At 61.9% G+C, this 22,871-nt stretch carries 19 protein-coding genes and 1 pseudogene; 9 read left to right on the top strand and 11 right to left on the bottom strand.

All coding sequences use genetic code 11. From position 1 onward, the window contains the following. Window positions 1-164 precede the first annotated feature (164 nt). The 10 genes and pseudogenes from OS035_RS11880 to OS035_RS11835 form a co-directional block, all read right to left on the bottom strand. The gene (locus OS035_RS11880; protein ID WP_331813723.1) at window positions 165-1,061 is read right to left on the bottom strand and encodes an RDD family protein; all 897 of its coding nucleotides are present in this window, start codon (window positions 1,059-1,061) and stop codon (window positions 165-167) included. Beyond that, the gene (locus OS035_RS11875; RefSeq protein WP_331813722.1) at window positions 1,058-2,134 is read right to left on the bottom strand and encodes a stage II sporulation protein M; all 1,077 of its coding nucleotides are present in this window, start codon (window positions 2,132-2,134) and stop codon (window positions 1,058-1,060) included. The genes OS035_RS11880 and OS035_RS11875 overlap by 4 nt, the downstream gene beginning before the upstream one ends. Beyond that, the gene (locus tag OS035_RS11870) at window positions 2,134-3,453 is read right to left on the bottom strand and encodes a DUF58 domain-containing protein (protein WP_183777897.1); all 1,320 of its coding nucleotides are present in this window, start codon (window positions 3,451-3,453) and stop codon (window positions 2,134-2,136) included. Before OS035_RS11870 ends, OS035_RS11875 begins: the two co-directional genes overlap by 1 nt. Continuing rightward, the gene (locus tag OS035_RS11865; protein WP_183777896.1) at window positions 3,454-4,410 is read right to left on the bottom strand and encodes an AAA family ATPase; all 957 of its coding nucleotides are present in this window, start codon (window positions 4,408-4,410) and stop codon (window positions 3,454-3,456) included. Next, a complete protein-coding gene (locus tag OS035_RS11860) occupies window positions 4,397-5,662 on the bottom strand; it encodes a hypothetical protein (RefSeq protein ID WP_183777895.1) in 1,266 nt (421 codons plus the stop codon). Before OS035_RS11860 ends, OS035_RS11865 begins: the two co-directional genes overlap by 14 nt. Then, window positions 5,655-6,410, bottom strand: coding sequence for a hypothetical protein (locus OS035_RS11855; RefSeq protein ID WP_183777894.1), 756 nt, complete (start codon window positions 6,408-6,410; stop codon window positions 5,655-5,657). The genes OS035_RS11860 and OS035_RS11855 overlap by 8 nt, the downstream gene beginning before the upstream one ends. A 3-nt stretch (window positions 6,411-6,413) precedes the next feature. Further along, window positions 6,414-6,857 carry a DUF805 domain-containing protein gene (locus tag OS035_RS11850; RefSeq protein ID WP_183777893.1) on the bottom strand — a complete coding sequence of 148 codons (444 nt, stop codon included), beginning with the start codon at window positions 6,855-6,857 and terminating at the stop codon, window positions 6,414-6,416. A gap of 100 nt (window positions 6,858-6,957) precedes the next feature. Continuing rightward, window positions 6,958-7,095: pseudogene (locus OS035_RS11845) on the bottom strand (DUF805 domain-containing protein); the annotation flags it as partial. A 157-nt stretch (window positions 7,096-7,252) separates the two neighbouring features. After that, window positions 7,253-7,699, bottom strand: a complete 447-nt coding sequence (locus OS035_RS11840) for a DUF805 domain-containing protein (protein ID WP_131710720.1) — start codon at window positions 7,697-7,699, stop codon at window positions 7,253-7,255. 288 nt (window positions 7,700-7,987) lie between these two features. Beyond that, window positions 7,988-8,467 carry a class I SAM-dependent methyltransferase gene (locus tag OS035_RS11835; RefSeq protein ID WP_131710721.1) on the bottom strand — a complete coding sequence of 160 codons (480 nt, stop codon included), beginning with the start codon at window positions 8,465-8,467 and terminating at the stop codon, window positions 7,988-7,990. 124 nt (window positions 8,468-8,591) lie between these two features. Between OS035_RS11835 and OS035_RS11830 the strand changes: the two genes are divergently transcribed. Continuing rightward, window positions 8,592-9,767: a DUF3095 domain-containing protein gene (locus OS035_RS11830; RefSeq protein WP_331813721.1), complete on the top strand. Its 1,176-nt coding sequence runs from the start codon at window positions 8,592-8,594 to the stop codon at window positions 9,765-9,767. Here OS035_RS11830 and OS035_RS11825 read toward each other — a convergent pair. Next, window positions 9,757-11,094 (bottom strand): nucleotide sugar dehydrogenase, encoded by a 1,338-nt coding sequence (locus OS035_RS11825; RefSeq protein WP_331813720.1) that lies wholly within the window; start codon window positions 11,092-11,094, stop codon window positions 9,757-9,759. The two genes, OS035_RS11830 and OS035_RS11825, sit on opposite strands and share 11 nt — an antisense overlap. A 579-nt stretch (window positions 11,095-11,673) precedes the next feature. Here OS035_RS11825 and OS035_RS11820 point away from each other — a divergent pair. The 8 genes from OS035_RS11820 (at window position 11,674) to OS035_RS11785 (ending at window position 22,844) form a co-directional block, all read left to right on the top strand. Next, window positions 11,674-13,017, top strand: coding sequence for an adenylate/guanylate cyclase domain-containing protein (locus OS035_RS11820; protein WP_331813719.1), 1,344 nt, complete (start codon window positions 11,674-11,676; stop codon window positions 13,015-13,017). Between the two features lie 154 nt (window positions 13,018-13,171). Continuing rightward, complete coding sequence (locus tag OS035_RS11815; RefSeq protein ID WP_183854701.1) at window positions 13,172-15,067, top strand: ABC transporter ATP-binding protein; 1,896 nt, start codon at window positions 13,172-13,174, stop codon at window positions 15,065-15,067. Then, window positions 15,061-16,968 carry an ABC transporter substrate-binding protein gene (locus OS035_RS11810; RefSeq protein WP_331813718.1) on the top strand — a complete coding sequence of 636 codons (1,908 nt, stop codon included), beginning with the start codon at window positions 15,061-15,063 and terminating at the stop codon, window positions 16,966-16,968. The genes OS035_RS11815 and OS035_RS11810 overlap by 7 nt, the downstream gene beginning before the upstream one ends. Before the next feature lie 3 nt (window positions 16,969-16,971). Further along, the gene (locus tag OS035_RS11805) at window positions 16,972-17,970 is read left to right on the top strand and encodes an ABC transporter permease (protein WP_088940698.1); all 999 of its coding nucleotides are present in this window, start codon (window positions 16,972-16,974) and stop codon (window positions 17,968-17,970) included. Then, on the top strand, window positions 17,970-19,142 hold the full coding sequence (locus OS035_RS11800; RefSeq protein ID WP_165503876.1) for an ABC transporter permease: 1,173 nt from the start codon (window positions 17,970-17,972) through the stop codon (window positions 19,140-19,142). The genes OS035_RS11805 and OS035_RS11800 overlap by 1 nt, the downstream gene beginning before the upstream one ends. Window positions 19,143-19,239: 97 nt before the next feature. Continuing rightward, a complete protein-coding gene (locus tag OS035_RS11795) occupies window positions 19,240-20,445 on the top strand; it encodes a glycosyltransferase family protein (RefSeq protein WP_331813717.1) in 1,206 nt (401 codons plus the stop codon). 9 nt (window positions 20,446-20,454) lie between these two features. Further along, window positions 20,455-21,699, top strand: a complete 1,245-nt coding sequence (locus OS035_RS11790) for a glycosyltransferase (RefSeq protein ID WP_331813716.1) — start codon at window positions 20,455-20,457, stop codon at window positions 21,697-21,699. Further along, entirely contained in the window at window positions 21,696-22,844 is a 1,149-nt protein-coding gene (locus OS035_RS11785; protein ID WP_097625637.1) for a glycosyltransferase family protein, read from the top strand. The genes OS035_RS11790 and OS035_RS11785 overlap by 4 nt, the downstream gene beginning before the upstream one ends. The last annotated feature ends 27 nt before the right edge of the window (window positions 22,845-22,871 follow it).

Below are 22,871 nucleotides of genomic sequence, written 5' to 3'. Positions count from 1 at the left end.
TTCCAATGTCAATTGGCTGCAACTCGCAACCACAATTCTTTCAGTGTTCGATCGACAGGTTATGACAGCCGCAGAATACTGGTGTTCAATCGGGCGCGACATGCGCCCGGCCGGTTAGGAGGAGACGATACTCGATATTCCGGCCTGCCAGCGCATTCAGGCCCTTAAACAAGTTTCTTCGCCTCCGTCCGCGTATGCTCGTAATACTTATTCTCCCGCAGCGTTCCGAATAGCTTCAAGCTCTCCAGATGCTCGCGCTGGGCGCGGTAGAATTCATTGAGGAAGAGAAGTTCCTGGCCGGGCTTGACGGTGTCAGGATATCGGATCCTTCGGATAATGGTGCGCACGATCTGGACGATTTCTTCGCTCTGGGCGTACTTTGTGGTGTCGCGAAGCACGTCCTCCAGTGTCTGCAGCTCATATTTGCCGTAGACATCGAGATGCTCGGGCAGGAATTCGAATTCCGACTGCGCGGCGGCGGCAGGCGCGGACAGGGCGAGATCGGGCAAAAGCACGGAGCGGGGATTGTCGATCACCAGCGTGCCGGCGATGATATCGCCAAGCCGTTGCCGGCGCCGGTTGGCGAGCGGAACGATCACGACCACCAGAAGCCAGATGCTCGTCAAACCGTTTTCCCACGCTGACTGATATTCTATCGACGCCAGAAGGCTCATCGGGCCGAAGATCTCGACCTCTTTCATCAGGTTGCGCGCGGTCACCTGGTGTGGCGTCAGCCGCCGTCCGCTAGCGTTGATGACGCGGATGCCGGTTATCTTTTTTCCGAGCGTGCGTCCGTTCCAGATCAATTCCGAGAGAATGTAATAGGGGGTGCGCACCAAGAAACCCAGCAGGACGATCAGCATCGCCTCGACGTTCGAAGGCAGGATTCCCGTAAAGCCGATCACGAAGGCGCAGATGAAGATGAGGATACCGGTGAAGATGATGTCGAGGATTTGCGCACCGAGGCGGCTGCCGATGGAGCCGATCGCGAAAGCGATCGGGACACCCTCCGGCGGGATGAACTGTTCGACGCGTTTGCCGTGCTGAACTGCCTGGTTCATCGCGCAGGCTCACGCGAAACGGTTTTATCCCGGCCGCTAAACAGCAGCCAGCACACCCAAAAGAGACCCATGCCCCAGCCGATGGTAAGGCCCCAGATCGGATCCTGTACCAGCTGGCGCAGGAAGCCTTCGATCAAGGCGGCCACGATCAGCATCAGCGCCGCCAGGATCGCGAGCTTGACGGCATCGTGTCCCTGGTGGCGCAACGCCTCCCTGCGCGTTCGTTCACCCGGCAGAAGAACGGCAAGCCCGAGCCTTGCGCCGCCGGCGCAGGCAATGGCGATGGCCGCAAGCTCGGTCACGCCGTGGATCGAAAGCCAGCCGAACACCTCGTAACCCAAGCCCTTGCGGGCAAACATCGCATAGAAGGCGCCCAGGATCAGGCCGTTGTAAAAGGTCAGGATGAAGCTCGGCAGCGACACGAAAATGCCGAGCGTGAAAATCAGCACGGCGATGGTCGTGTTGTGGGAAAAGAGAAAGGCGGAAAAGGCGGCCAGCCTGTCGCTGTTATGCCCCTCATTGCCATAGATCGTCGAGCGGAGGTATTCTGCCGATGCGTCCGGGGTGCGCTGGTCAGCGAGGTCCGGCGGCACAAAGGCATAGAACCAGCTCGGGTCGCTGTTGCAGAGCTTGTAGCCGGCAAGCGCGCCCAGAACGAGCGCGAGGAAACCGATGAACAGAGGCAGCGCCGATCGGCGCACTGCCTGCGGGATGCCCTGCACCAGCAGGCGGGTGAGCAGGCCGCCGAGGCTTTCCTGCGGCGCGTAGACGACCAGATAGGCCCGGGCGCAGAGGCTTTCGAGATAGGCGATCATCGCGCGGTCGAGGGAAATGTCGCGCGCCACGCTCAGCGAATTCATCGCCTGCCTGTAGCCGCCGGCGAGATTGCGGACCTCGTCATAACCAAGCGCTGCCGCGCCACCCTTTTCGGCCCGTGTCACGAGGTCATCAAGCTGACGCCAGTGCGCTTCACGCTCCACCCGGAAGCGCGCCGAGCGAAGCATATCGGCCTGGATGGCGCCGACGTTGACCACCCCGCCCGTATCTCCCCTGTCGCCAATACCGATATCCATCATATCATCTCACGGGATTTGATTTCGATGTAACGCGCAATGAGATCCGAAGTCAGTGCCTCCGGCGTGCTGTCGAGGCAGAGTACGCCGAGACGCGCCAGCTTTTCCATCACGGTGCGCCTCTCCTGCAGGATCTGGCGCGCGGCCACGGAGCGGGCGACGGCGTCCATTGTCACTTCGTCGGGTTCCGTCAGCTTCGCCAGCGTCGGATCGCGCAAGGCGATGTAGACGATGAAATGATGCCGGGCGAGCACCTGGATGTTCTCGATCATCAGTTCCGCGGTGATGCTGTCGACGAAATCGGAAAATATCACGATCAGCGACCGTCGCTTCAGGCGCCCGGACAGATGCGTCAGTCCCAGCGTATGGTTGCTCTCCTGGGTCTCGTAACGAAGCTCTGCGCACATCGTCTGCAGCCGCGGAAAGGCCGCTCTTCCGGGCAGAGCCGGCACGAACAGGCGCGGGCGGCTGTCGAAACTGTAGAAACCGACGAGATCGCCGGCAAGTCCCGCGGCCCAGCACATGGCCAGCGCCGCGTTGATGGCGCGATCGAGCTTGGTGAAGCCGCCGAGCTGTTCGGCCATGAGCCGCCCGGAATCGACGCACAGGATGATCTGGTGGTTTCGTTCGGCCCGCATCTCGCGCACGACCAGATTGCGCATCCGGGCGGACCGTTTCCAATCGATGCTGCGCGGATCCATGCCGCTGGCAAATTCACGCAGCTGATGGAATTCCGATCCTTCGCCGCGCAGCCGTAGATCCTTCTGGCCGGCTTCCAGCGGCAGGATCTGGGTCTTGACCGCTCCCGACAGCACCGGCGATATGTCGGGCAGCACGGCGATCTCTTTTCCCACCGGCATGCGCGCGACCATATCGAGCAGCTTCAGCCGCGACGGCCATTTCAGCCACAGCTCATGGACCGCGTATCGTCCCCGCCGCGTCAGATGAAGATCGAAGGCGGCACTGGTCTGTTCTTCTCCCGCGCCCAATGTGCCACTCGCCAATCTGCTTTCGCCGATGGCAAGCTCGGGCGCGCAATCGAGGCGGCTCTCTATACTCCGAGGCACCGCACCCTTCTGCGGCCGGATGGCGAGTGTAAACGCGGCGGTGTGGCCCACAAAGCCTTGCGGCGGCAGATCGAATTCCACCGTCATCCGGCCAGACAGGGCCGACATCACCAGATCGCCTGCCGTCAATGCCGCGACCGCGACCCACAGGCCGATGAGGAGGTAGCCCATATCGTGCCACCACACGCTGACGAAAACCGTCACCGCCGCCAAAATCAGAACAAGCGCGATCAGATACCGGGATGGCCGCATTTAACGGGGCGCGTCCACGCGGTTCATGATGTTGCGGAGCACCTCGTCCGGTGTGCGGCCGTCGATTTCGGCCGAAGGCGAGAGAATGATGCGATGGCGAAGCGCCGGCACCAGCAAGGCCTGAACATCATCCGGCAAACCGTAATCCCGGCCCTCGAAGGCCGCACGCACGCGCACGGCAGAGGCAAGAGCGTCGGCGGCGCGCGTCGATGCGCCGTAGAGAATATCGGCATCGGAGCGGGTGGCGCGCACCAGGTCGACGACATAGGTCAGGATCGTGCTATCCAGATGGATCGCATCGATCAGCGCGCGTCCCTCGGCAAGCGCGGCGCTGGTGACGAGCGGGCGGATGCCGGCATTGCGCATATCCGATTGCAGCGCCTGCCTGGCGTGTTTGGAGAGGATGGCAATTTCTGTATCGCGGTCGGGAAAATCGACGACGAGCTTGAACAGGAAGCGGTCGAGCTGAGCTTCGGGCAGAGGATAGGTGCCCTGCTGTTCGATCGGGTTCTGCGTCGCAAGCACGAAGAAATCCGGTCCCAGGGAGTAATCGGTCCCGTCAAGCGTCACCACCCGCTCGTTCATCGCCTGGAGAAGTGCCGATTGCGTCTTCGGCGGGGCGCGGTTGATCTCATCGGCCAGAAGGATATCGGTAAAGACCGGCCCCTTGGTCAGATGGAACTGATTGGTCTGGAAGTTGAACAAATTGACGCCGAGCACATCGCCGGGCATCAAATCGGGCGTGAACTGGATGCGGCGATAATCCAGCGCCATGGCGGCGGAAACCGAGCGGGCTAGCAGGGTTTTGGCCGTGCCGGGCGGGCCTTCGACGAGGCAGTGACCACCGGCAAAGATCGAGATGAGGACGAGATCGATGATCGCATCCTGACCCTGCACCACTTTGCCGATTTCGCCGCGAACGATGGCGATAAGATTGCGAAATTCACCTAGATCCAAGGTCAAAGCTCCCCAGCGATTTTCTGAATGTATCGAGATTGCGGTGCAGGTCCGCCCGCGTCATCACATGTCCGCGTTCGATCAGCGCCTCGGCTACGGCGTGCAGGGCCTGCGCGGCTGCCTTGTCCTGTCGCGCCAGGCGTTGAAACAGCCGCGCTATGCCGGCCTGATTGCCGGCTCCGGAGCCGAAGAGCAGCTGCGCCTTGTCGGCAAGCAGATGCAGCACGAACTGGCCGGCCATCCGCCCGTCATTGCCCGACAGGCGCAAGAGCCGCGCCGTAGCATCGATCGCGGCGGTCTTCGACAGCTCGATGTTTGCGGATGCCTCCCGCAAAGGCGGCCCGAAGCGATAGGCGCCCCGCCAGAAGCAGATCGCCGCGACGACAAGCAGCGTCCCCCAGATGACGGAGAGCGGGTAGGCGAAAAACCGCTGGAGATCGGAGGCCGACCGCTCATAAGACTTGCCCTCGTCCACCGGTTTTTCGCTGTCCAGAGGCTGGCCGGCCGTATCCAGGTAGACCGGCCGCGTCTCGCCGGCGCCGCGCAGATGCTGGATCAGCGACACGGCAAAGACGGCGTTGTCAGCCAAAGCCAATCCATGATTGTTCAACAGGTCGGGATCCGAAAGCAGATAGACATTGGGCTCCTGCGCGCAGCGCAGGAGCAGTGCACCCAACGGCGTGCCGCCAATCTCTTTGCAGCCGCTCGGGAGGCTCGACCGCTCGAAGGTCTGTGCTTGATAGAGGTCGATCTTGATTGGCTGGCCCGGGTTCAGCTGGGTTTGCGCCTCTTCAAAATCCGTCTTGCTGCGGGCGAAGCCGAAATCCGAGTACCCGATCTTGTCGAGTTCGCCGCTGATATCGATCAGGTCAACCAGTCCCGATTTGCTGGCAATACCATCCGTTGACACGCTGCCGCGCCATTTCGGCAAAATGATCAGCGTCGGCAGGGCGTATCGGCTTGCCTCCTCAGCCGGGTTTGCCGGGCCATCATCCTCGTCTGGCCGAGGGGCAACAGCCTCGCCTTGGCGTATCGACAGGGGAACGATGCGCAGCGAGATTTCCGAACTCGCTCGGGCGACATGCGGGTCGGATCGGATGACAGGGATTCCCTTGGCCTGCAGCCACAATTCCAATCCCTTGTTGCCGAGCGGCGAGCGGTCGAAATCGTTGCCCCGCGGCAGCCAAAAAAGTGCCAGCGCTGCCAGCGCAAGCACCAGAAGCAGGATTAAAACGGGGGCCGACTTACGCATGGGCCAATCTGCCCGTTGCAAGCAGGTCGCGCGCCGTCGTGAGAAGGACGCCGAAATGGTTTTCCGCAACGCTGCGGCCACCGTAATGCACAAGTTCCACCGCAGTCAGGAAATTTGCAAGCCGCTCGCGGTCGGGCATATTCTTCGGCAGCCGGGCGAAAACCGCCCGTTCCGTATCGGCGCGGAAAAGCCGTGTTCCGGTAATATCCGCCGCGTGCAGCAGGCAATGCCTGAGCAAGAGGACAAGCGCCTCCCTTCGATCCGCCATGGCCGCAATGCGCTGCAGGAAATCGCTCGGCTTTCCCTCAGCCTCCGCAACTGACGTGCGCCAGCTTTCCGGCGCCTCGCCTTGCCGCTTCATGTCGCGGGGAGCCGATGAGAGCAAGACACCGCCATTGCCGAAGCGTATCAACAGTCCGATAACCACGATGAGACCGACGAGCACCACGGCAACCGCCAGTGGCCCGCTGACGACCGGCTCGCGCGGGATAAACAACGGCTTGCGTTGCGGTGACGATGTCGTCGTATTCGATGCCGGTGCATCTTTCGCAGAGGCGTCGCCATAGATGAGCGTACAGCGCAAGCCGTTCTGCTGGCACTGCGAAGTATATTCGGACCCAGCGGTGCTCCTTTGAAGATCACCGCCCTCGGCCTGCTGACTGGTGCTGTCCTGCGCTTGCGCAGGAGGAAAGGGAGCCGAGGCGGCCAGGAACAAGGCCACCAGCAGGCCGGCGTTACGACTGCTCATGCTCTAGGCAAATACCTCTGCTCGCGCTTCGGGACGCAACGGATCCGGACCGAACTTGTTCGGACCTTCGGTGCCCGGAAGCACGGAAATGACAAAGATCACGAGGCCCGTGACGATACCGACATAAGGACTATAACCGCAGACAAACAGCGCGAGATACCACCAACCGGAAATATTGCGGTCATGGAAACGGCGAACCTGCAGGGATATCCCTGGCAAAAGGATTGCGAGCGCGAACAATATCCAGATGACCACGGTATAGCTAACCGGTGACGGGACTCCGCCGCCACTGGTGGCGTAGGCGAGCACAAAGGCTAGAATTGCAAGCGGGACCAGCGCCAGTACGCAGAATAGCATGAACCACCAATATTCCGAGCGAGAGGCCCTCCCGGAAAAGGTTGCATATTTCTGCTTCAGAACAGTCCGAACAGCTTCAGTAAACCCCATTTGAAATGCCCCCATTTCCGCTTGCTGCAAGCGAGGTGACTGGGACGGCAATCATTAGCGACAAAGATGCAATGTCACTAAGAGCGGCGACGAGGGTTCCACTAATTGCAATCACAAATGCAATCAGCCCCAGCACATAGAGAAGATAAGACCACCAATACTCCGAGCGTGAAGCCCTGCCGGAGAAGGTCGCATATTTCTCCTTGAAAACCGTCCGAACGGCTTCAGTAAACGCCATTGAAATGCTCATTTCTGCTTACTGGCGCGGCGATCACTGACCATCGCCTTGGAATGGCCGAAATATCGGATGAAAACCAGCTACAATTAAAACGCATAAATTGCAATAAGTCAGTTGTTTCAAACAGGCGCTAGCACAAAGTTGAGGATCCCAGCTCTCAGGCAAAGACCTCTGCGCGCGCTTCAGGACGCAACGGATCGGGCCCGAACTTGTTCGGACCTTCGGTGCCCGGAAGCACGTTGATCACCAGGATCGCAATAACTGCAATCAGACCGATGTAGGGAACAAAATTAGCAATGCACAGCGCGAGATACCACCAACCGGAAATGTTGCGATCATGGAAGCGGCGTACTTGAACTGCTATCGCTGGCAAAAACATCGCGAGCCAAATCAATCCGCCGAGGAAGAAGAGGAGGGCGAGTGGTGGGGGAACTCCGTCCCGGAAATCGGAAAAGCCGGCGACTACATTGCACAAGATGCCCATCGCAAGCAGTACTAGAACATAAAATAAGACATACCACCAATATTCCGCGCGGGAAGCTCTTCCGAAGAAAGTAGCATATTTCTGCACCAGAACCGTGCCGGCAGCTTCTGTAAACCCCACTTTAATGCCCTATCTCGCTGAGAGTTTTTGGCGATCTCACCTATCGACTCGAAGAAACCAGCTACAATTCAAACGCATAAATTGCAATGAGGCAGTTGCGTCGTGTCTGCATTGAAAAGCGTGAGCAGTGAGATTTTTGACTTCGAGGACCACGAGATGGGTTGGTTCGCGACCTGCCAGGGCGATCATACGATGTGGTGCTTTACGCCCTACCCGGGGGAGAAGGGGATCGTGGCAACGCCTCGCTTCTGTCGAACGGCAGTCGCCACAACCGCCTTCTGCTGCGGCTCATGTCCTCCGATACAAAAAATACCGCCCTTCCTTGATCCCCTCCGGCAACGGCAGCGCCACCAGCTCGGCATGCTCCAGCGGCAGGCCGCTCACGGCGATGCCGTTGGGGGTGAGCACGCCGGCCATCAGCTGCGGCAGCCAGGTCAGCGTCACCGCATCGATCTCGTCATGGCCGGTGCCGATATCGGCGTGGGCGAGTGCCGCGCCGATGCCGAGGAAGGCCTGGCCGGACTCGCGGATATTGCCGGTCACCATATCTTCCGCCGCCGGTGTCGAGGCCGAATAGGAGCGGACCTCCCAGTCAAAGGCGACGATGCGGCGGCCGGGGAAATTTTCGCGCAGATGGTCATAGGTGCGGCCGTTGCCGAGACCGAATTCCAGCACCGGGCCTTCGATTTCGCCGACCAGATCGATGATCGCGTTCAAAATGTCGCGTTGGGCCGTCAACCGGCGAATGAAGCTGTCGAGGCGGCTCATCTAATCCATATCCGTCATGAAATATCGTGAGCGCGTGCTAACACATGAAACCTTGCCAAGTCGATTGCCGTAAATGGGAAATGGCGTTGCAGTGGCAACATGGGTCTGTGCTAAGCTGGATGACATGAAAACCGTGACCGACGAAGAATTCTTTGCCGCCGTGCCGTTGTTCAGCGCCTTCGAGGGCGTGACCGTTGCCGCAAACTACCGGCCGCTGCCGGATGGGTGGGTGCTGGCGCTTGCCGATATCGTCGGCTCGACGCAGGCAATCGCCAGCGGCCGCTACAAGGACGTCAACATGGCCGGCGCCAGCGTCATTTCGGCTGTGTTGAATGCCGTCGGCAAGGGCGATTATCCCTTCGTCTTCGGCGGCGACGGCGCGCTGATCGCGCTTCCGGGCTCGCTCGAGCAGGCGGCACGCGATGCCCTTGCCGCCGTGCAGATCTGGGTCGAGGAGGATCTCGGCCTGATGCTGCGCGTCGCCATCGTTCCGGTCGCCGACACCCGCGCCGAGGGCCTTGACGTGCGCGTTGCGCGCTACTCGGCAAGCCCGCATGTCACCTATGCGATGTTTTGGGGCGGCGGCACCAGTTGGGCGGAGAGACAGATGAAGCTCGGCCATTACGCGGTCGGGCGCGCGGCGGCCGGAACACGCCCGGATCTGACCGGCCTTTCCTGCCGCTGGAGCCCGATTGATGCGCAGAACGGCGAGATCGTCTCGATCATCGCGGTTCCAGGCGAAGGCCGGCCGGGCGAAGAATTCCGCGACCTCGTCAACGGCATCGTCGCGATCACCGGCGAACAGAACCGCGGCAGCCATCCGGTGCCGGCCGATGGCCCGGAGCTTGCCTTCTCGCTGCACGGCATCAATCGCGAGGCCAAGGCCACAGCCCCCGCCGGCCGGCGCTTGCGCCAGAAGCTGATCATCTTCCTGCAGCTCGCCATCACCGTGGTCTGCTATCGGCTCGGCATTCCGCTCGGCCGCTTCGACGCACGCCGCTATAAGCGCGACGTCGCCGGCAATTCCGATTTCCGCAAGTTCGACGACGGGCTGAAAATGACGGTCGACGTCGACGCCGAACATCTGAAACGGATCGAGACGCTGCTGGAAGCGGCACGCGCCAAGGGTATTGCCCGCTACGGCCTGCATCGGCAGGCCTCGGCGCTGATGACCTGCTTCGTGCCGACGCCGATTTCGCGCGACCATATGCATTTCATCGACGGCGCGTCAGGCGGTTATGCGGTGGCTGCCAGCCGGATGACCGGAAAATCGCTTTCCGGCGTTGCCGTCACGCCTTGATGACGTGATCGGCCGAAAGGCCGAGCCGGTTGAAAACGTTGCGGGTGTCGATGATCAGCGCAGCGCTTTTTGCCAGCGTCGCATAGTCGACGCTGTCATGGTCGGTGGCGACCAGCACCGCATCGTAGCCGGCGATAGTATCAGGCGTCAGCGCCACCGATCGGCGGCCCTTCAGCGCCTGGTATTCACGTGTCGGCGGGATCTCGGCGACGAAGGGGTCGTGATAATCGGCCCGCCCGCCGCGTTCCTCGATGATCTCGATCAGCCGCAGCGACGGGCTCTCTCTTATGTCGGCGACGTTCTTCTTGTAGGCGAGCCCGATCACCAGCACCTTGCTGCGGCTCAGCGCCTTGCCGGCGCGGATATCGAGGGCTTCGGCAAGCTTGCCGACGACGTAACGCGGCATCGCCGAATTGATCTCGCCGGCGAGCTCGATGAAGCGGGTGGGCAGCTCGTATTCGCGCGATTTCCAGGTGAGGTAGAAGGGGTCGATCGGGATGCAGTGGCCGCCAAGGCCGGGGCCGGGATAGAAGGGCATGTAGCCGAAGGGCTTGGTCTTGGCCGCGTCGATCACCTCCCAGACGTCGATGCCCATCGCCGCATAGACGGTCTTCAACTCGTTGACGAGGGCGATGTTGACCGAGCGGAAGATGTTTTCGGTGAGCTTCACCGCCTCGGCCGTCGCATTCGAGGAGACCGGAACGACGGTCGAGACCGCCGCGCCGTAAAAGGCCTTCATCAACGACAGCGCCTCGGGCCCGTCGCCGGCGACGACCTTCGGGATGGTGGCGGTGTGATAATGCTGATTGCCGGGATCCTCCCGCTCCGGCGAGAAGCCGACGAAGAAATCCGCGCCGGATTTCAGTCCCGTGCCTTCGAGGATGACCTTGACGATATCGTCGGTGGTGCCGGGATAAGTGGTCGATTCCAGCACGACGAGCTGGCCGGGCCGCAGATGTTGCGCGATCGAGCGCGACGTCGCCTCGACGAAGGAGAGATCGGGATCGCGATGTTTGGTCAGCGGCGTCGGCACGCAGATGATGATGACGTCGCACTCGGCAAGACCGGCAAAATCGGTGGTCGCCTGGAAGCGCCCGGCCTCGATCTCGGTCGACAGCGCCTCATTGGTGACGGCATCGATGTAAGAGCGGCGGGCATCGAGCGCCACCATCTTGGAGGGATCGATGTCGAAGCCGGTGACCGCAAAGCCGCTGCGCGCCACCGCGATTGCCAGCGGCAGGCCGACATAACCGAGCCCGATGACGCCGGCACGGGCGTTGCGGGTTTCGATCTTCTGCAAAAGCGTGTCGAAGGTGGAGATGGCCAAGGCGGGATCTTTCGGAACGGGGAAGAGGAAGCTGATCTAATGCATGATCGCGGTGAATTAAACCCGGGGGCTCTTCTCCCCGGCGGCAATAGCGTCGGTTGGCGACCAAGACCCTTCCCCAACCCTCCCCACAAGGGGGAGGGCCAACCTGCGGCACCGGCCTGCCCTCTTTCAGCCCCAGCGTTCTCGGCGATAATTTTGAGTAGGACGACGCGGCAAGCTAAGCCCCTCCCTTGTGGGGAGGGTCCTGGGCTGCTCAAAGATCCTTACCCGGGTGTGGCCAAAATGCCCCGGCACAATCCTTTGTTGCAACTTGAGCGCACAAAAAAATTCCGCTCCCATTGTTTCGCATTTGCAGCATCCCTATTTTGACTTTCAACAATAAACTGCCGTGAAAGGACTGCCCGTCCGGTCTCCGATAGGGGACGCAGAGGGGTGCCGCTGTCGGGCTTTCGGCAGATCGTTGACAAATAATACCGCTCGTACATCCTGATTCCTTGTGACCTGCGCATAAAAATGTGCCGGCCGAGGGATTTTTGGCTCTTGGGGATGGCGTGCCTTATGAGGATCATACCGAGAATGAGCACGATCGAATCCAGCGTGTCCTCCATCCTGTTGGACCGGGTCGCTGAATGGCTGACGAACTCTTCGCTGGCCGGAGACGAGCTTGAAAACATCGTGAGCGGTTTCTGCGAAAGGATCGCGGCGGCCGGCCTGCCGATCGCGCGCGTGCATCTGACCTTTTCGATGCTGCATCCGCTTTATGACGCGCTGAGCTTTACCTGGCGGCGCGCCAGCGGCGTCACCATCGAGGGCTTCCGCATGCCGGCCGGGCAGAAGCCGGACCGTTTTCTGCAGAGCCCCTATTATTACCTGCTCGACAACAACCTGCAGCACATCCGCCGCCGGCTGATGCAGGAAGGGCCGGCCGAATTTCCGATCTTCGAGGACCTGCGCAAGGACGCAATCACCGATTACCTCGCCTTCGTGCAGCCCTTCGGCGACGGCTCGGTGCAGGGCATGATGGGCTCCTGGTCGACCGACCATCATAACGGCTTTTCCGACGACATGATCGACGCGCTTCTCCGGATGCAGAACCATCTGGCGGTTGCCGCCAAGATGGCCGTGCTCGGCAAGCTCGCCAACAACATGCTGACCACCTATCTCGGCGGCGATGCCGGCAAGCGGGTGCTGAACGGCCAGATCCGCCGCGGCGACGGCGAGACGATCCGTGCCGCGCTCGTCATGGGCGACATGCGCGAATCCACCATGTATGCCGAAAAGGAAGGCCGCCAGGCCTATATCGACACGCTGAACCAGTTCTTCGACGCGATCGCCGCGCCCTTCAACCGCAACGGCGGCGAGATCTTAAGCTTCCTCGGCGACGGCTTCCTCGCCGTCTATCCCTGCGGGCGCCACAAGGACCCGTCGAAAATCGCCTGCGAGGCAGCGCTTTCCGCCGTCCATCAGGCGCAGGCGCGGGTCGCCGAGCTCAACAAGGACCGCGAGGCGAAGGGCCTCAGCAAGGTCGGCTACGGCATCGGCCTGCATGTTGGCAACGTCATGTTCGGCAATGTCGGCCTGAAAGACCGGCTGACCTTCTCCGCCTTCGGCTCGGCCGTCAATGAGGTGCAGCGGCTGCAGATCCTGACCAAGAAATATGGCCGTGAGGTCGTCGCGAGCCAGGCTTTTGCCGGTTATTGCGGCGGCGAATGGACGACGCTCGGCGAAGAGAAGCTGCGCGGCATCCGCCAGAAGGTGACGGTGCTGCAGCCACGGGCGCCGGCCCCCGAGATCAACGTCGACGATGGCTTCCGCGAGGCGGTGCAGAACGGGCTGTCCGAAGCCGAGCAAGTTATTCTCCTGCACCGCGACGCGAAGAAACACGTCGAGCGCACAACCACGGAGAAGTTCATCCAGTAAAGCCTCGAACGCCTGCTATGAATCTGCGCTTCTCGCCTGGGGAACTTCGGCGCGATGTGGTGGTTTTCCCTTGATTGTCATCAACTAGACACCCCGTTTGCGGTACGATAGTGTGCCTTAACGGGAACATAGAAGACTGGGGAATTTCATTGGTATGGCGTCTGCAGCCGATTTGTTGCGTATTGAAAATCTCGACGTCTCCTTCTCGGTTTTCGGCGACCGGCTGCGTGTCGTAAAGGAAGCCAATCTTCGCATCCTCCCGGGCAAGGTTACCGCTCTCGTCGGCGAATCCGGCTCCGGCAAGTCGGTGATCAGCCAGTCTGTGATGGGCATCCTGCCCAACCCGGCCAAGGCCTCCGGCAGCATTCTTTTCACCGATCCGCTCGACGGCAGCACGACCGATATCCTGTCGCTCTCGCGCGACAGTGAGGAAATGCGCGACCTGCGCGGCCGGCGCATGGCGACGATCTTCCAGGAGCCGATGACCTCGCTTTCGCCGCTGCATACGGTCGGAAACCAGATCAGCGAAGTGCTTTTGATCCATACCGAGATCGACAAGCAGGAAGCGCGTGAGAAGACCGAGGAAATGCTTGGCCTCGTCGGCTTCACCAATCCGCATCGCACCTACGACATGTATCCGTTCGAACTGTCCGGCGGCATGCGCCAGCGCGCGATGATCGCCATGGCGTTGATCTGCAAGCCGGCGCTGTTGATTGCCGACGAGCCGACGACGGCGCTCGACGTGACGATCCAGGCGCAGATCCTCGAATTGCTGCGCGAACTGCAGGCCAAGCTCGGCATGGCGATGCTGCTTATCACCCACGATCTCGGCATCGTCGCCAACATGGCAGACGAGGTGGTCGTCATCTATCACGGCGAGATCATGGAAGCCGGGCCGGTCGAAGCGATCTTCCGCAATCCGCAGCATGCCTATCTGAAGGCGCTGATGGCCGCCGTTCCGCATTTCGACATGAAGCCCGGCGAGCGGCTGAAGGCGCTGCGCGACGTGCCGGTCAATCTCGAGACCCTCGTCGGCAAGAAGAAGCCGTTGCAGGCGGAGGCGCCGGGCACGCTGCTTTCGGTCGCCAACCTCTCGAAAACTTATAAGACGCGCAAGCGCAGTTTTCTCGGCAAGCACGAAGCCGCCGTTGTGCACGCCGTCGACGACGTCAGCTTCGACATCCGGCGCGGCGAATGCCTTGGCCTTGTCGGCGAATCCGGTTGCGGCAAGACGACGCTCAGCAAGATCCTGATGCGCGCCATCACACCCGACAGCGGCTCGGTGGTGTTCAACGACGGCAAGGACGTGATCGACGTGCTTTCGGTACGCGGCGAGGCATTGCAGGACATGCGCACCAAGATCCAGATGGTGTTCCAGGATCCGGTCTCCTCGCTCTCGCCGCGCATGACGGTGCGCAACATCCTCAGCGAACCGCTGGAGATTCACGACCGCGGCGACAGTGACGAGCACAAGCGCAAGGTCGAAGGGCTGATGGCGGCGATCGGCCTCGACAAGCGTTACCTCAGCCGTTACCCGCACAGTTTTTCCGGCGGCCAGCGTCAGCGCATCGGCATTGCCCGCGCGCTTGCCCTCGGCCCGAAGCTCATCATCCTCGACGAGCCGGTCTCGGCCCTCGACGTCTCCGTCCAGGCGCAGATCCTCAACCTGTTGAAGGACCTGCAGAAGGAACTGGGGCTGACATATCTGTTCATCTCGCACAATCTCGCCGTCGTCGACTACATGGCCGACCGCATCGCCGTGATGTGCAAGGGCCGTATCGTCGAGATCGCGCCGCGTGAGATCATCCTGCGCGATCCGGTGCACCCCTATACGAAATCGCTGCTCGCCGCCGTCCCCTTCCCCGATCTCGATCGGCCGCTCGATTTCAAGGCGCTCCGGGAAAACGGCGCGGCAGACAAGCAAAATTGGGGTGTGACCTTCACCGCCGAGCATGACGACGCCGCCGAGCTTGCCTATGCCGATCTCGGCGACGGCCATCTGGTGCGCGCCCGCAAAGGCGCCGATGCCAAGGAGTTGCGAGGATGGTGACGCGTCGCACCTTTCTGGGCGGCCTTGTCGGCGCTGCAATCGCCCCTGCAGCGCTTCGGGCGGAGCCGACCGGCGAGCCTGAGTTTCTCAAGGAGCGGCTGGCATCGGGCAGCCTGCCCCCGATGGCCGGGCGCATTCCCGCCCGCCCGCGCATCGTCAACCTGAAGGAGATGGGGCTTGCCCCCGGCAGCTACGGCGGCACGGTGCGCACCATCATCGGCAGCCAGCGCGACATCCGCTTCATGACGATCTACGGCTATGCCCGGCTGATCGGCTACAACAAGCACCTGCAGTTCCAGCCGGATATCCTCGCTGATTTCAGCTCGGAAGACGACACGGTCTTCACCTTCAGGCTGCGCGAAAGCCATAAATGGTCCGATGGGGAGCCGTTCACGGCTGACGACTTCCGCTACTGGTGGGAAGACGTCATCCTGAACGACAAGCTGACACCGGGCGGCGGCGCGCTGGAGCTTCGCCCGCACGGCAGCCTGCCGCGTTTCGAGGTGCTCGATCCGCTGACGGTGCGCTACACTTGGGAAAAACCCAACCCGATGTTCCTGCCCACGCTGGCAGGACCGATCCCGCTCGTCATCGTCGGGCCGGCGCATTATCTCAAGCAATTCCATAAGAAGTTCCAGCCCGACCAGGCGAAGATGGAACAGATGATGCAGACCAACCGCGTCAAGAAATGGCAGGACCTGCACATCAAGATGGCCCGCTCCTACCGGCCTGAGAATCCCAACCTGCCGACGCTCGATCCCTGGCGCAACACGACGGCACTGCCGGCCGAGCAGTTCGTCTTCGAGCGCAACCCGTTCTTCCACCGCGTCGACGAGACCGGCAGGCAGCTTCCCTATCTCGACCGGTTCATCCTCAACGTCTCCTCCTCGTCGATCATCGCCGCCAAGGCGGGTGCCGGCGAGGCCGACCTGCAGGCGACCGGCATCGACTTCAACGACTACACCTTTCTGAAAGAAGCTGAGAAGCGCTTCCCGGTGAAGGTCAATCTCTGGAAGGTGGCGCGCGGCTCGCGCATCACGCTGCTGCCGAACCTCAACTGCGCCGACGAGGTATGGCGCGGCCTTTTCCGCGACGTGCGCCTGCGCCGCGCCTTGTCGCTGGCGATCGACCGGCACGAGATCAACATGGTCGCCTTCTACGGCTTGGGCACGCCGAGCGCCGATACCGTCCTGCCCGACAGCCCGCTGTTCAAGCAGGAATATGCCGATGCCTTCGTGAAGTTCGATGCCGACGAGGCCAACCGGCTGCTCGACGAGATCGGCCTGACCAAGCGCGGCGATGACGGCATAAGGCTGCTGCCGGACGGGCGGCGCGCCGAGATCACCGTCGAGACCGCCGGCGAGAGCAATCTCGATACCGACGTGCTGGAGCTGGTGCACGATCACTGGGCTAATATCGGCCTTGCGCTTTATACACGCACGTCGCAGCGCGACGTCTTCCGCAACCGCGCCATGAGCGGTTCGATCATGATGTCGATCTGGTACGGCCTCGACAATGGTGTTCCCACCGCCGACATGTCGCCCTCGGGGCTGGCGCCGACGCTGGACGATCAGCTGCAATGGCCGCTCTGGGGCATGCATTACCTCTCCGCCGGCCAGGAGGGCGCCGCCCCCGACCTGCCGGAGGCGGCCGAACTGGTCGACCTGCTCGGCCAGTGGGGCTCGACGGCGAAATTCGAGGAGCGCCAGGTGATCTGGCACAAGATGCTGTCGCTCTATACGCAGCAGGTGTTCTCGATCGGGCTGATCAACAGCACGCTGCAGCCGGTCCTTTGCGCCGCCAAGCTGCAGAACCTGCCGGAGAAAGCCCTCTACGGCTTCGATCCCACCTCCTATCTCGGCATCTACATGCCGGATACATTCTGGTACAAGGAGGCCTGAGGCGTGCTCAGATACATTCTCTGGCGCATCGCCGCCATGGTGCCGACGCTCTTCGTCATTTCGGCGCTGGTTTTCACCATCATCGAGCTGCCGCCGGGCGACTTCTTCGAGAGCCAGATCGCCGAGCTGCGCGCCTCCGGCGAGACTGCCAACCTCCAGGAAATCGAGGAGATGCGCCAGCAATACGGCTTCGACAAGCCGGAGATCGTGCGCTATTTCTACTGGGTCGGCGGCATGCTGCACGGTGATTTCGGCTATTCCTTCGAATACCAGATGCCGGTTTCCGACGTGGTCGGCGAGCGCCTGTGGCTGACGATCCTCGTCTCCTTCACGACCATCCTGCTCACCTGGCTGATCGCCTTTCCGATCGGCATCTATTCGGCCACGCACCAGTATAGCTGGAGCGATTACGGGCTGACCTTCCTCGGCCTGCTCGGCATCGCCGTTCCGAATTTCATGCTGGCGCTGATCCTGATGTATTTCGCCAATATCTGGTTCGGCATCTCGATCGGCCATCTGATGGACCAGCAATATATCTCGGCGCCGATGAGCTGGGAGAAGGCGCGATCGATCCTCTCCCACCTGTGGATTCCCGTCATCATCGTCGGCACGGCGGGGACTGCCGGCATGATCCGGCGGCTGCGCGCCAACCTGCTCGACGAGATGCAGAAGCAATATGTGACGACGGCGCGCGCCAAGGGCCTGCATCCGATGCGGGCGCTGTTGAAATATCCGCTGCGCATGGCGCTCAACTTCTTCGTCGCCGATATCGGCTCGATCCTGCCGTCGATCATTTCAGGCGCCGAGATCGTCGCGATCGTGCTGTCGCTGGAGACGACGGGACCGATGCTGATCAAGGCGCTGCAAAGCCAGGACATGTATCTCGCCGGCTCCTTCCTGATGTTCCTCGCCTTCCTCAACGTCATCGGCGTTCTGATCTCCGACATCGCCCTCGGCTTCCTCGATCCCCGCATCCGTCTGCAAGGCAGGAGCACCAAATAATGTCGCCCCTTCCCGCGCCCGGCGCGCCGCTTCCCCATTACGTCTCGACCGCGCCCTTCGATCCGCTGGCGACAGAAACGATGACGGCGGCGCAATCGCGCATCCATCTCGCTTCGCAGAAACAGCTGATGTGGTGGAAGTTCAAGCAGCACAGGCTGGCCTTGATCTCCGGCATCTTTCTCGCCGCCGTCTACGCGATGATTCTGATCGTCGAGTTCCTGGCGCCCTACGGCCTGCATACGCGCAATGTCGATTTCATCCATGCGCCACCGCAGCGCGTCCATTTCTTCGACAAGGGCAATTTCGTCGGCCCCTTCGTCTATGGCCGCAGCATGACGCTGGATCTCGACACGCTGCACCGCGTCTATACCGACCGGCCGAACGACGTGCAGCCGATCCGTTTTTTCTGCCGCGGCGATGCCTATAAATTCTGGGGTTTTGCGGCCTCGAACTATCATCTGGTCTGCCCGGCGATCGGCGGGCAGATGTTCCTGCTCGGCACCGACCGGCTCGGCCGCGACGTTCTCTCGCGCATTCTTTACGGCGCGCGGATATCGCTGACGATCGGCCTGATCGGCATTTCGATCAGCTTCCTGCTCGGCATCGTCATCGGCGGCCTTGCCGGTTATCGCGGCGGCATTTTCGATCTCGTCGTCCAGCGCCTGATCGAAGTGCTGCAATCGCTGCCGAGCCTGCCGCTATGGATGGCGCTGGCCGCCATCATGCCGGTGACCTGGAGCCCGATCGTCATCTATTTCGGCATTACCGTCATCCTCGGCATCATCGACTGGACCGGACTGGCGCGAGCCGTGCGCTCCAAGCTTCTGGCACTGCGCGAGGAGGATTACGTCCAGGCGGCACAGCTGATGGGCGCCAGTACGCCGCGCATCATCGGCCGGCATCTGGTGCCGGGCTTCATGTCGCATCTCATTGCCTCGGCGACGATTTCGATCCCCGGCATGATCCTCGGCGAGACCGCGCTCTCCTTCCTTGGCCTCGGCCTTCGCCCGCCGATCACCAGCTGGGGCATTCTGCTGACCGAGGCAAAAAGCGTCAGCGTCATCGCCTTTTATCCTTGGCTGCTCTATCCGATCATTCCTGTTGTTCTTGTCATTTTGGCGTTCAACTTTCTGGGAGACGGCTTGCGTGATGCGGCAGATCCCTACAAATAGCAGAAAACCCGGCGGCGCCTTATGGCACCGCCCCCGCCACGTGGCCTCCGGACGGTGGGGGTACTAACGCATGCTGTTCACCCCGGAGGGAACACCCATGGCCAGACGTCTCGAAGATGCGCGCATCCTCATGTACAGTCACGACACCTTCGGCCTCGGCCATCTCAGGCGCTGTCGCGCCATTGCCCATGCGCTGGTCGAGGATTATCGCGGCCTCAACATCCTGATCATTTCGGGCGCGACGATCGCCGGCGCCTTCGACTACCGCGCCCGCGTCGACTTCGTGAAGATCCCGAGCGTCATCAAGCTGCGCAACGGCGAATATACCTCGCTTGCCAGCCATATCGACCTGCACGAAACGCTGAAGATGCGCGAATCGAGCATCCGCCACACCGCCGAGACCTTCCAGCCCGACATCTTCATCGTCGACAAGGAGCCGATGGGATTGAAGGGCGAGGTCGAGGATACGCTCGCCTATCTCAAGGCCCGCGGCACCGTGCTGGTGCTCGGCCTGCGCGAAATCATGGACGCGCCGCATCTGCTCGACGCCGAGTGGAAGAGGAACGGCATCATGCAGAAGATCGACCAATATTACGACAGCGTCTGGGTCTATGGTCCGCCTGATTTCTACGATCCGCTTATGGGTCTCGACGTGCCGGCCAGCCTGCGCCGAAAGATGGATTTCGTCGGCTTTCTGCAGCGCAGCGTCTCCAAGGGCAAGAGCTCGATCAACGCCCGCAAGGATAATTACCTCCTGGTCACCACAGGCGGCGGCGGCGACGGCTCCGATCTCGTGCACGACGTGATGAACGCCTACGAGGCCGATCCGACGCTGACGCAGAAAGCGCTTGTCGTGCTCGGGCCCTATATGCCGGCCGCCGAGCGGGCCAAGCTGGTGCAGAAGGGCGAAGCCATCCCCTATATCGAGGTGATCGAGTTCGACAACCACATGGAAGAGCTGATCGACGGCGCCACCGGCGTCGTCGCCATGGGCGGCTACAACACCTATTGCGAGATCCTTTCCTTCGACAAACCGGCCCTCATCGTGCCGCGCGTCAAGCCGCGCGAGGAACAGCTGCTTCGTGCCCAGCGGGCAAGCGCGCTCGGCCTTGTCGATATGCTGCTGCCGGAACAATCGGCCGATCCCACCATCGTGTCCGAGGCTCTGAAACGTCTGCCTTCCCGCCTGCCGCCGTCGAAGAGCGGCAGCAACATGCATCTTGAAGGGCTGGACCACATCTCGCAGACGGTCGGGCGATGGATCGACGGCCGCGCCAGCCACCTTTCCCTCGTCGCGGAATAGGGCACAGCCTTGCCGCCACGCCGCAAGATCCTCGTCGTGCTGAAAGGCTATCCCCGCCTTTCGGAAACCTTCATCGCCCAGGAGCTGCTCGGCTTGGAAAAGGCCGGCTTCGACCTGACGCTGATTTCGATGCGCCGGCCGACCGACAAGAAGCGCCATCCCGTGCATGACGAGATCAGGGCGCGGGTCGTCTACCTGCCGGAATATCTGCATGAGGAGCCGATCCGCGTGCTGAAAGGCCTGGTTGCCGGCTTCTCAAAACCCGGCTTCAAGGTCCTGATCAAACGTTTCCTCGCCGACCTCAAGCGCGACATCTCCCGCAACCGCTTCCGCCGTCTCGGCCAGGCGCTGGTGCTGGGACGCGAATGGCCGGATAGGGGCGAATGGCTGCATGCCCATTTCATCCACACGCCGGCTTCGGTGACGGAATATGCAAGCATCCTCACTGGCACACCCTGGACTTGTTCGGCCCATGCCAAGGATATCTGGACGTCGCCCGACTGGGAGCTGCAGGAAAAACTCGGCAGCGCCCGCTGGGCCGTCACCTGCACCAGGACAGGTTATGAGCACATGCGCGCCCTGACATCCCGCAAGGATGCCGTGCACCTGAGTTACCACGGTCTCGATCTTGCCCGTTTCGGCCATTTTGCCGGCGAGCGTTCGCAGAGAACCGGCAGCGACCCCGACGATCCCGCCTTCATCCTCAGCGTCGGCCGGGCCGTCGAGAAGAAGGGCTATGACGTGCTGCTGCGCGCGCTCGCCCTGCTACCCCATGACCTTCATTGGCGCATGGACCATATCGGCGGCGGCGAGGAGCTTGCCAAACTGAAGGCGCTCGCCAGCGAGCTCGGACTCTCCAACCGCATCGTCTGGAAGGGCGCCATGGCGCAGGAAGACGTGCTCGATCACTACCGCCGCGCCGACCTCTTCGCGCTCGCCTGCCGGATCGCCGCCAATGGCGACCGCGACGGCCTGCCGAACGTGCTTGTGGAGGCTTCGAGCCAGCGGCTCGTCTGCCTCTCGACGGCGGTATCCGGCGTGCCGGAGCTTTTGGACGACGGCGAAAACGGCCTGGTCGTGCCGCCGGAGGATCCAGGTAGGCTTGCCAAAGCGCTGGAGACGGCGATCCGCAACCCGGCGCTCCGCAAGCGCCTCGGCGACGCCGCTGAAAGACGGGTGCGCGACGATTTCGACTATCACTCCAGCATTCGGCAGCTCACCGGCCTGTTCGAGGCCGAATGGCAGAAGTCATGACGGCACCGCGCATCTTTTTCTACGTCCAGCACCTGCTCGGCATCGGCCACATCGCCCGCGCCAGCCGCATCGCCAATGCGCTCGTCAAGGACGGTTTCGACGTCACGGTGGTCACCGGCGGCCTGCCGGTGCCGGGTTTTCCCGGCGACGGCGTCAAGACCGTGGCCCTGCCGCCGGTCGTCGCCAGCAATGCCGGCTTTTCCGGCCTCGCCGACGCCGATGGCCGCCCCGCCGGTGAGGATTTCCTCAATGCCCGCCGCGATCTGCTGCTTGAGGCCTTCCATGCCGCCAGGCCCGATGTCGTGATCATCGAAGCCTTCCCCTTCGGCCGGCGGCAGATGCGCTTCGAACTGCTGCCGCTGCTGGCGGCGATCGACAAAACCGAACCGCGGCCGAAACTCTTAAGCTCGGTGCGCGACATCCTGCAAGAAAACCGCAAGGCCGGCCGCGACGCGGAGACGGCAGCATTGGTCAAGGATCATTTCGATGCGGTGCTCGTCCATGGCGATCCCGATTTCACCAGGCTTGAGGATACTTTTCCGCTGACGGCAGAGATCGCCGACAGGTTGCGTTATACCGGCCTCGTTGCAGCGCCGCCGGCGCCGGAACCGACTGAAACCTTCGACATTATCGCATCGGCAGGCGGCGGCGCGGTCGGCGCCGCGCTGATCGGCGCGGCAAAAGACGCGGCCGCCCTCCTGCCCGGCAATCTTCGCTGGCTGCTGATAGCAGGCCCGAATCTGCCGGAAGCCGATTTCGCGGCATTGTCTGAGGATGCAGCACCAAACGTGACGTTGGTCCGCTTCCGCAAGGATTTTCCCTCGCTGTTGCGCGGCGCCAAGGTCTCGATCTCGCAGGCAGGCTACAACACGGTCGGCGATCTCCTGCGTACCGAATGCCGGGCAATCCTCATCCCCTTCGTCACCGGCGGCGAAACCGAACAGACGGTGCGCGCCGAGCGGCTGCAGGCGCTTGATCTCGCCGACATACTGCCGGAAACGGGACTGACGCCCGGCCATGTGAAGGAGGCGGTCGAAAAAGCGCTCGCCGCGCCGCGCCGCGGAGCAGTCTCGCTCGATCTCGACGGCGCTGAGAAGACCGCCGGCATCATCCGCTCCATGCTGGTCGGCAATTCGAAGTCTTGAGTATCTCAATGAGCGCAGGCGGCTAAA

The organism is Rhizobium sp. 268, from assembly GCF_036571585.1.
GTDB lineage: Bacteria > Pseudomonadota > Alphaproteobacteria > Rhizobiales > Rhizobiaceae > Rhizobium > Rhizobium redzepovicii.
The sequence above is the reverse complement of the archived record's forward strand: the minus strand, read 5'-3'. Positions and strand labels throughout refer to the sequence as shown.